The organism is Streptomyces sp. NPDC005784 (assembly GCF_042871525.1).
Lineage (GTDB): Bacteria > Actinomycetota > Actinomycetes > Streptomycetales > Streptomycetaceae > Streptomyces.
In genome coordinates this window covers 462,857-470,879 of record NZ_JBIAIQ010000001.1, presented here as the reverse complement: position 1 = coordinate 470,879, position 8,023 = coordinate 462,857, and the positions used below count along the sequence as shown (strand labels likewise).

The window sequence follows — 8,023 nt, the reverse complement described above, 5'->3', positions numbered from 1 at the left end:
CGGCGCTTCCCGGGGGGTGCCGCCCCCCCCTCTTTGCCCCCCCACAGGTAGACCACCCCCGGGGGGGGGGGGGGGCCCCCCCCGCGGGGGGGGGGCCCCCCACCCCCCCCCCCCCCCCCCCACGCCACTTTTGTGGTTCCTGTGTGACGGGTAAGGTTAGGTTAGCCTCACCGATCATCGGGACGGCACTACCCAGCGATTCCGGCGGGAGGTGAACCGCGTGTACGTCTGCAGTTGCTTCGGGATCACCGAACAGCAGGTGAAGAAGCACGCGGAGAACGGCGCCTGTACTCCTCGGCAGATAGCCTCGGCCTCCAAGGCGGGCACGGACTGCGGTTCGTGCGTACGCCGGATCCAGGCACTGCTGGGCAGGGGCTCGTGTCCGCGCCGTGAGCTGGCCGACCAGGGCATGCCGGTGCTCTCCGACGTCCTCGGACAGGTCGAGGCCGGCCGGCGTGAGGCCGTCGAGTACGGGACCGCCGGGCGCGAGGCCGCCTAGCTCTCCGGCTGCTCGACGAGCTGCGCGATGTAGAGCGCCTCGCCGAGCTTCTCGACCAGTTCCAGCTGGGTGTCCAAGTAGTCGATGTGGTGTTCCTCGTCCTCGAGGATCGACTCGAAGATGTTCGCGGAGGTGATGTCGCCCTTCGCGCGCATCACCTCGATCCCGCGCTTGAGGCGGTCGATCGCCTCGACCTCCACCTGCCGGTCGGCCTGGAACATCTCGGTGACGGTCTGCCCCACCCGGACATGGAAGAGCCGCTGGTAGTTCGGCAGTCCGTCGAGGAAGAGAATGCGGTCGGTGAGTACCTCCGCGTGCTTCATCTCGTCGAACGACTCGTGCCGGGTGTACTTCGCGAGCTTCGTCCAGCCGAAGTTCTCCTGCATCTTCGCGTGCAGGAAGTACTGGTTGATCGCGGTCAGCTCACCGGTCAGCTGCTCGTTGAGGAATTCGATGACCTCGGGGTCGCCCTGCATCGCAGCGGCTCCTTCCAAGCGGGGGACTGGGCAGATTGCGCCGCATCTTCGCACCGGCACCGGAGAGCGTCCAGTAAGTGCATGCTTACTAGGAGTTGCCCGAATTCGCCCTGTGCTGGTCACGGGCACTGTTCCGGGTCTGTCAGGATGGAGTCATGGGTCAGCCGGTGGAGCGCGAATCTGGAGAAACGGCACAGTCGGAGCTTCCGCCGGGACAGCGACTTCAGCGCGGCTGGCCGGTCACGCACTACGGGCCCGTCCCCAAGTTCCGCCCCGAACGCTGGGAATTCAGGGTCTTCGGCGCCACCGCCGACGGCGGGAAGCAGTGCTGGACCCACGACGAGTTCACCGCCCTCCCGTACGCCTCCGTCGTCGCCGATCTGCACTGCGTCACGAAGTTCAGCATGCTCGGGGCCGAATGGGGTGGCGTCCCCGCTCGTACGATCCTGGAGATAGCCCCGCCCGCACCCGCCGTCACCCATGTGATGGTCTGGGCCGAGTACGGCTTCAGTTCGAACCTGCGCCTCGCGGACTTCGCCTCCGAGCGCACCATCTTCGCCACCCACAAGGACGGCGAACTGCTGACGGCGGAACACGGCTTCCCGCTGCGCCTGGTCGTCCCGCATCTGTACGCGTGGAAGGGGCCCAAGTGGGTGCGCGGCATCGAGTACATGACCGCCGACCGCCGCGGCTTCTGGGAGGAGCGCGGCTACCACAACGTCGGTGACCCCTGGCGCGAGCAGCGCTACTCCTACCAGGAAGAGCCCGGGGACGGCCCCGAGCTCTGAGTCCCGGCGTTCCGGTCCGGGCGTGTCAGTGGTGGTACCGGTGGACCACCGCGTGCCCCTTGCCCCGGCCGATCATCCACTTGTTGACGGGCGTCGTGACCGCGAAGGCGATCACCAGTGAGACGGCCAGCGAGAACCAGAAGACCGCGTCGGCCAGTTTCGCGTCCATCGCGGCCGGCCACAGCACGATCACCCCGTTGTCGATCAGCTCCATCACGGCGATCGACAGGGTGTCCGCGGCGAGGGCCACCCGGAACGCCGTCCGGAAGTCGACTCCCGCCTTCAGGATGCCGCGCAGGGTGAGCGAGTAGCCGAAGAAGAAGGCCAGCACGATCGCGAGGACCGTCGTGGGCGTGTTTCCCCAGCCCAGCGCCGTGCCGATCACCATGCCGAGCACTTCGCCGATGGCGCAGCCGGTGAGGCAGTGCAGGGTCGCCCGCGCGGCCGTCGGCCAGGTCGCCCCGGCCGGCGTGTGCGCGTGCCCGTGCGCCTCGTGGTGTCCGTGCGCTTCGCCGGTGTGTCCCGCGTCCGGCGTGCGCCCCGCTTGCTGCGCGTGCGTCTCGTGCTGCATGAGTGGCCCCCGATGTCAGGTGGCGGTTCCTGCCGTCTCTCAGGAACCATATACCCCCCTGGGGTATTCCTTCATGCGTCCCTGAAGTGCCGGGCGGTCTTGTCCTCAGTCGTCGCGGAGCTTCTTCAGCCGCTCCACATCGGCCGCGTGACCCTCCTTCCCGCCGGGCGTCTCGATGATCAGCGGTACGCCCTCCGTGGCGGGATGCGTCATCAGCGCGCGGAACGGGTCCTCACCTATGTGGCCGGAGCCGATGTTCTCGTGGCGGTCCTTGTGTGCGCCGACCACGTCCTTGGAGTCGTTGGCGTGGATCAGCTTCAGTCGCCCCTCGCCGACGGTGTCGACCAGCAGATCGAGGGTCTGGTGCATACCGCTCGGCCCGGTCAGATCGTGGCCCGCCGCGAAGATGTGGCAGGTGTCGAGGCAGACGCCCAACTTGGGGTGGGCGTCCAGGGCCTCGAAGTACGGTCCGAAGTCCCAGGTGCGGGAGCAGAGCGAGGCACCCTGGCCGGCCGTCGACTCCAGGAGGAGGAACGGGTCGTCGTCATGGGTCAGTTCGTCCAGCAGCGGCAGCAGACGGTCGCGCACCTGCTTCAGGGCCACGGACCGCTCCCGGCCGCCGGTGGCGCTCCCGGTGTGCACGACCACGCCCAGGGCGCCGATCTCCCGCCCGCGCCGCAGCGAGTGCCGCAGCGACTCCACCGACTTCTCGACCGTCGCCTCGGTGTGCGAACCGAAGTTGATCAGATACGGGGCGTGGACGTAGGCCGGGATCGACCCGGCGGCGCAGGCGGCACGGAAGTCCTCGTCCTGCTTCGGGTTCCCGGCGGGCGTCGCCCAGCCGCGTGGATTGGCGACGAAGACCTGGACGGTCTCGGCCGCGAGGTCATGGGCGTAGGCCAGGCCGACGGAGTTGAGGCCGCCGGCCACCGGGACATGGCCGCCGACGGGGTTGCGGAGCTGCTTGCTGGTCACACCCGCCAGGGTGTCACGCGCCGCTGGGCAGCCCGCGGGCAGACCTCACGGGCGGACCTCGCGTGCCTCACGGGGAGCGGCCTCCGAGCGGCTGCCCGGTCGGAGGCCGTACGTTCCCGGGGCTCAGCGGATCTGGATCGTTATTGTCGAGCCCTTGGGTGCCGTGTCGCCGCCGTCCACCGACTGCTTCTTGACCGTGTCGCCGAAGAGCCCGAGCAGTCCGCGGTCCTCGTCGACCTGGAACCCGGCGTCCTTCAGCGCCTGCTTCGCGTCGTCCACGCTGTCGCCCACGACGTCCGGGACCTCGACCAGCTCGGGGCCCTTGGAGAGGGTCAGCGTCACCGTGTCGCCCGCGGCGGCCTCCCGGCCCGCGCCCGGCGTCTGTTCGGCGACCTGGCCCTTGTCGAACTCCGAGTTGACCTGCTCCGCGGCGATCTTCACCTTCAGGCCCGCGCCCTCCAGCTGTGCGGTGGCGTCCTCGACCGACGAGCCGGTCACGTCGGGCAGCTCCACCGAGGCGCCCTTGCTGACGACGATCGCGATCGCCGAGCCCGAGTGCCGCAGGGTACCCGCGCCCGGATTCGTGCCGATCACGAAGCCCTTGACCACGTCCTCGCTGAATGCGCGGGTGACCATACCCGCGGCGAGCCCGTCACCCTTCAGCACCTCCTTCGCCTTGAACAGCGCGAAGCCCTTCAGATCGGGCACCTTCACCGTCCTGGGGCCGTCGGAGATGACCAGCGTCACGGAGTCGTTGTCGCGGATCCGCTCGCCGACACCGGGGTCGGTGCTGATGACCGTGCCGCGCTTCACGGTGTCGCTGTAGGCGTGCTTGACCCGCTTGACGTCGAGCCCGGCACCCTTGAGCTGGGACGTGGCCTGCTGCTGCGTCTTCGCCAGGACCGGCGGGACCTTGGTGAACTGGCCCGAGTTGATGTACCAGACACCCGCGCCGAGGCCGAGCACCAGCACGATCGCGGCGACGACCATCAGGATCCCGCGCCGCGGACGGGTGCCCGCGGGCTGCGGCGGCATGGCCGGCGCGGCACCGAAGGGGCTGCTCTGCTCGAACCGGCTGGTCCGGTCGAGAGCGTTGTCGTCGTCGTTCACGGGCAGCGGACGGGGGACCGACAGCGAGCGCGGGATCACGCTCGTACGGTCGCCGGCGTTGTCGTGGCCCACGGACAGGGCGCCCGGCGGCACCGCGTCGAGCTGCTCGGCGGTGAGGCCGGCCCGTGCTTCGAGGACGTGGCCGAGCAGCGCCACGGCGTCCGCCGGGCGGACCTCGGGATTGCGGGCCGTGGCCGCGCTGACCAGCTCGTCCAGCGGGTACGCCATGCCCGGCACGACGGCCGACGGAGGCGGCACGTCGGCGTGGAGGTGCTGGTAGAGAACCTGCGCGGGCGAGTCCGCGGTGTACGGCTTGGCGCCGGTGAGCATTTCGTAGAGGACGACTCCGCAGGCGTAGACGTCGACCCGGGTGTCGGAGGTGCCGTGCTCGATCTGTTCGGGCGCGAGGTACGACACGGTGCCGAGGACGGAACCCGTCGTGCTGGTCACCGTGTCCACGGCGCGGACGAGACCGAAGTCCGCGACCTTGACCCGGCCGTCGTCCCCGATCAGGACGTTCTCCGGCTTCATGTCGCGGTGCACGAACCCGGCGCGGTGGGCGGCGCCGAGGGCGGCGAGCACCGGCTCCAGGATGTCGAGCGCGGCCCGGGGCTGCAGGGCGCCGCGCTCGCGCAGCACGTCCCGCAGGGTGCAGCCGGCGATGTACTCCATGGCCAGATAGACGTACGAGCCGTCCGCCCCCTGGTCGAAGACCTGCACCACATTGGGGTGCGCCAGCCGGGCCACGGACTTGGCCTCGCGGATGAACCGCTCGACGAACGAACCGTCGGCGGCCAGCGTCGGGTGCATCACCTTGAGCGCGAGCACGCGGTCCAGGCGGGTGTCCAGGGCCCTGTAGACCGTGGCCATCCCGCCGACCGCGATCCGTGCGTCGACGCGATAGCGGCCGTCGAGCACGTGTCCGACAAGGGGGTCCTGAAGGGTCGTATCCACGCAGGTGAGTCTACGAGCCGCCACTGTCACGACGCTCCGTTCGGCGGATACCGGGGCCCGACTGCAGCCGAGCTGTGACGCACACCGCCCGCACGAAGATCCGTTCGTCGCACATATGTCCGATCAGATCCTGTTCGCCACCGCAAGGCCACAACACGACAACGTGCGCCGTCGCGGGAGCGGTCCGCGACCGGCCGCGGCGTCCACCGCCGCGCGGCCCGCCCCATGGCGCGAGGCGCACGTCACGCGGGTCTCACCCGGGAGCGCGGACACCACACCCCCGCCGCACCGGCCGACGGCGAGAGCTCCCGCGGGAGACCCACCGTCGGCCTCCGGCCGGAAACCGACGGTGTGCGGAGAGGTGATCAGAACGCCGGGCGCTCCGGGTCCAGCGCCGCCATGCCCTCCACGGGAGAGGACGCCGTGGCGAAGTGCCGGCGGGGGATGCGCCCCGCCCGCCGCGCCAGCCGCCCCGCCTCCACCGCGTGCCGCATGGCCTCCGCCATCAGCACCGGCTCCTGAGCCCGCGTCACCGCCGAGGCGAGCATCACCCCCGCACAGCCCAGCTCCATCGCGAGCGCGGCGTCCGACGCCGTACCCGCCCCCGCGTCCAGGATCACCGGCACGCGCGCGTGCTCGACGATCAGCTGGAAGTTGTGCGGGTTGCGGATCCCGAGCCCGGACCCGATGGGCGAGCCGAGCGGCATGATCGCCGCGCAGCCGACGTCCTCCAGCTTGCGTGCCAGCACGGGGTCGTCGTTCGTGTACGGCAGCACGGTGAAGCCGTCGTCGACCAGCGTCTCCGCCGCGTCGAGCAGTTCGATCGGGTCGGGCAGGAGGGTGCGCTCGTCGGCGATGACCTCCAGCTTGACCAGGTCGGTGCCCAGCGCCTCGCGCGCCAGACGGGCGGTCAGCACGGCCTCACCGGCGGTGTAGCAGCCGGCCGTGTTCGGCAGGACGCGGATGCCGAGCCGGTCGAGCACCGACAGGACCGAGCCGTGCACGGACGCGTCCACGCGCCGCATCGCGACCGTCGTCAGCTCCGTACCGGACGCCACCAGAGAGCGCTCCAGCACGTCGAGGCTGGGCGCTCCGCCCGTCCCCATGATCAGCCGGGACGCGTAGGTCGTACCGCCGAGGACAAAGGGATCGTCGGCCACGGGTCAGCCTCCTTGGACGGCGGTGAGGACTTCGACGCGGTCGCCCTCGGTGAGGGAGGTGGACGACCACTGCGCGCGCGGGACGACGGTTTCGTTCAGTGCGGCGGCCACTCCGGCCGGTGCCGGGGTGAGTGTCGCGACGAGCGCGTCGAGAGCGGTTCCCGCGGCGATCCGCTGCCGCTCCCCGTTGACGACGATGTTCATACCGGCAGCTCCGTGAGGGCGGTGGCGCCGAAGCGCAGGGGTGTGAAGGGGCGGGCCTCGGCGGGGAGTGCGCCGGTCGTCAGGACGTGGGCCATCGCGTCGCCGGTGACGGGCGTCAGGAGCACGCCGTTGCGGAAGTGCCCGGTGGCCAGCAGCAGTCCGTCCAGTGCCGTCGGGCCGAGCAGCGGCGCGTTGTCGGGCGAGCCGGGGCGCAGCCCCGCGCGGGTCTCGGTGAGCGGCAGCTCGGTGATCCCGGGGACCAGCTCGTGGGCGTCGCGCAGCAGCTCGTACATGCCGCCCGCCGTCACGGTGGTGTCCCAGCCCAGCTCCTCGCTGGTCGCGCCGACCACCAGCTCGCCGTTCTCGCGCGGCACCAGGTAGACGTGGCTGCCGCGCACCACGGCCCGCACGGTGCGACTGAGGAAGGGCGCGTACCGCTTCGGCACGGTCAGCCGCAGCACCTGGCCCTTGACCGGGCGCACCGGCGGCACGGCGTCGTCGGGGACGCCCGCCAGACGTCCGCTGAGGCTGCCCCCGGCGAGCACCACCTGGCCCGCGGTGAGTTCCGTGCCGTCCGTGGTGACCACTCCGGCGGCCCGGTCCCCTGCGACCGTCAGGCGCTCCGCCCAGGTCCGGTGCAGGACGACTCCGGCCCGCTCGCACGCCGTGACCAGGGCTCCCGCGAGGCGCCGCGGGTCGATCTGGTGGTCGCCGTCGACCCGCAGGCCGCCGCGTACGCCGGGCGCGAGCATCGGCTCCAGACGGCGGCACTCACGGCCGCTCAGCCACTCCGACTCAAGCCCCGAACGGACCTGCAGAGCGTGCAGTTCCCGCAGATGGGCGCGGTCGTCGGCGTCCAGCGCGACGGCCAGCGTGCCGCACCGGCGGTAGCCGAGGTCCTGGCCGGTCGCCTCGGTCAGCTCGGCGACGAAGTCCGGATACCGGCGCGCGGAGGCGAGGTTGAGGCCCAGCAGGGTCTCCTCACCGAAGTGCAGTTCGGTGACGGCGGCGAGCATTCCGGCCGCGACCTGGGCGGCCCCGCCACCCGGCCCGGGGTCCACGAGCGCGGTGGTGAACCCGCGTTGCGCGGCCCGCCAGGCCGTCACCAGACCGATGATTCCGCCCCCGATGACGAGGACGTCTGACGAACGTGCAGGCGACATGGGCGTCCAGCCCCTCCCTTCGCCGGCATGACCCGGATCAGGTTCGTACGGTCGGAGGCCGCCCCAGCCTCCCTCTCAGCCCAGTGCGTCCGGGCTCCCGCGAGTGCTTTACGTTGGCCACCC

At 71.0% G+C, this 8,023-nt stretch carries 9 protein-coding genes and 1 riboswitch; of the genes, 2 read left to right on the top strand and 7 right to left on the bottom strand.

Annotated features, from left to right (window positions below; all coding sequences use genetic code 11):
• The first annotated feature begins 211 nt into the window (after window positions 1–211).
• Window positions 212–499, top strand: coding sequence for a (2Fe-2S)-binding protein (locus ACFYR3_RS02060; protein WP_261706918.1), 288 nt, complete (start codon window positions 212–214; stop codon window positions 497–499).
• Here ACFYR3_RS02060 and bfr read toward each other — a convergent pair.
• A complete protein-coding gene (gene bfr / locus ACFYR3_RS02055) occupies window positions 496–975 on the bottom strand; it encodes a bacterioferritin (RefSeq protein WP_266757830.1) in 480 nt (159 codons plus the stop codon). The two genes, ACFYR3_RS02060 and bfr, sit on opposite strands and share 4 nt — an antisense overlap.
• Window positions 976–1,130: 155 nt before the next feature.
• Here bfr and ACFYR3_RS02050 point away from each other — a divergent pair, with 155 nt between their 5' ends.
• Window positions 1,131–1,763: a sulfite oxidase-like oxidoreductase gene (locus ACFYR3_RS02050; RefSeq protein ID WP_355850485.1), complete on the top strand. Its 633-nt coding sequence runs from the start codon at window positions 1,131–1,133 to the stop codon at window positions 1,761–1,763.
• Between the two features lie 25 nt (window positions 1,764–1,788).
• Here ACFYR3_RS02050 and ACFYR3_RS02045 read toward each other — a convergent pair whose 3' ends face one another.
• From ACFYR3_RS02045 to thiO, 6 genes are all read right to left on the bottom strand, one after another.
• On the bottom strand, window positions 1,789–2,334 hold the full coding sequence (locus ACFYR3_RS02045) for a DUF4396 domain-containing protein (protein WP_355850482.1): 546 nt from the start codon (window positions 2,332–2,334) through the stop codon (window positions 1,789–1,791).
• Between the two features lie 105 nt (window positions 2,335–2,439).
• Window positions 2,440–3,309: a deoxyribonuclease IV gene (locus tag ACFYR3_RS02040; RefSeq protein WP_355850479.1), complete on the bottom strand. Its 870-nt coding sequence runs from the start codon at window positions 3,307–3,309 to the stop codon at window positions 2,440–2,442.
• Window positions 3,310–3,432: 123 nt separating this feature from the next.
• Window positions 3,433–5,373: a Stk1 family PASTA domain-containing Ser/Thr kinase gene (gene pknB / locus ACFYR3_RS02035; RefSeq protein WP_355850476.1), complete on the bottom strand. Its 1,941-nt coding sequence runs from the start codon at window positions 5,371–5,373 to the stop codon at window positions 3,433–3,435.
• A 365-nt stretch (window positions 5,374–5,738) separates the two neighbouring features.
• Window positions 5,739–6,533, bottom strand: coding sequence for a thiazole synthase (locus ACFYR3_RS02030; RefSeq protein WP_355850473.1), 795 nt, complete (start codon window positions 6,531–6,533; stop codon window positions 5,739–5,741).
• 3 nt (window positions 6,534–6,536) lie between these two features.
• Window positions 6,537–6,737, bottom strand: a complete 201-nt coding sequence (gene thiS / locus ACFYR3_RS02025; protein ID WP_355850470.1) for a sulfur carrier protein ThiS — start codon at window positions 6,735–6,737, stop codon at window positions 6,537–6,539.
• On the bottom strand, window positions 6,734–7,900 hold the full coding sequence (thiO, locus tag ACFYR3_RS02020) for a glycine oxidase ThiO (protein ID WP_389281051.1): 1,167 nt from the start codon (window positions 7,898–7,900) through the stop codon (window positions 6,734–6,736). The genes thiS and thiO overlap by 4 nt, the downstream gene beginning before the upstream one ends.
• Window positions 7,898–8,011: riboswitch (TPP riboswitch) on the bottom strand. It overlaps the preceding gene by 3 nt.
• Window positions 8,012–8,023: the final 12 nt, after the last annotated feature.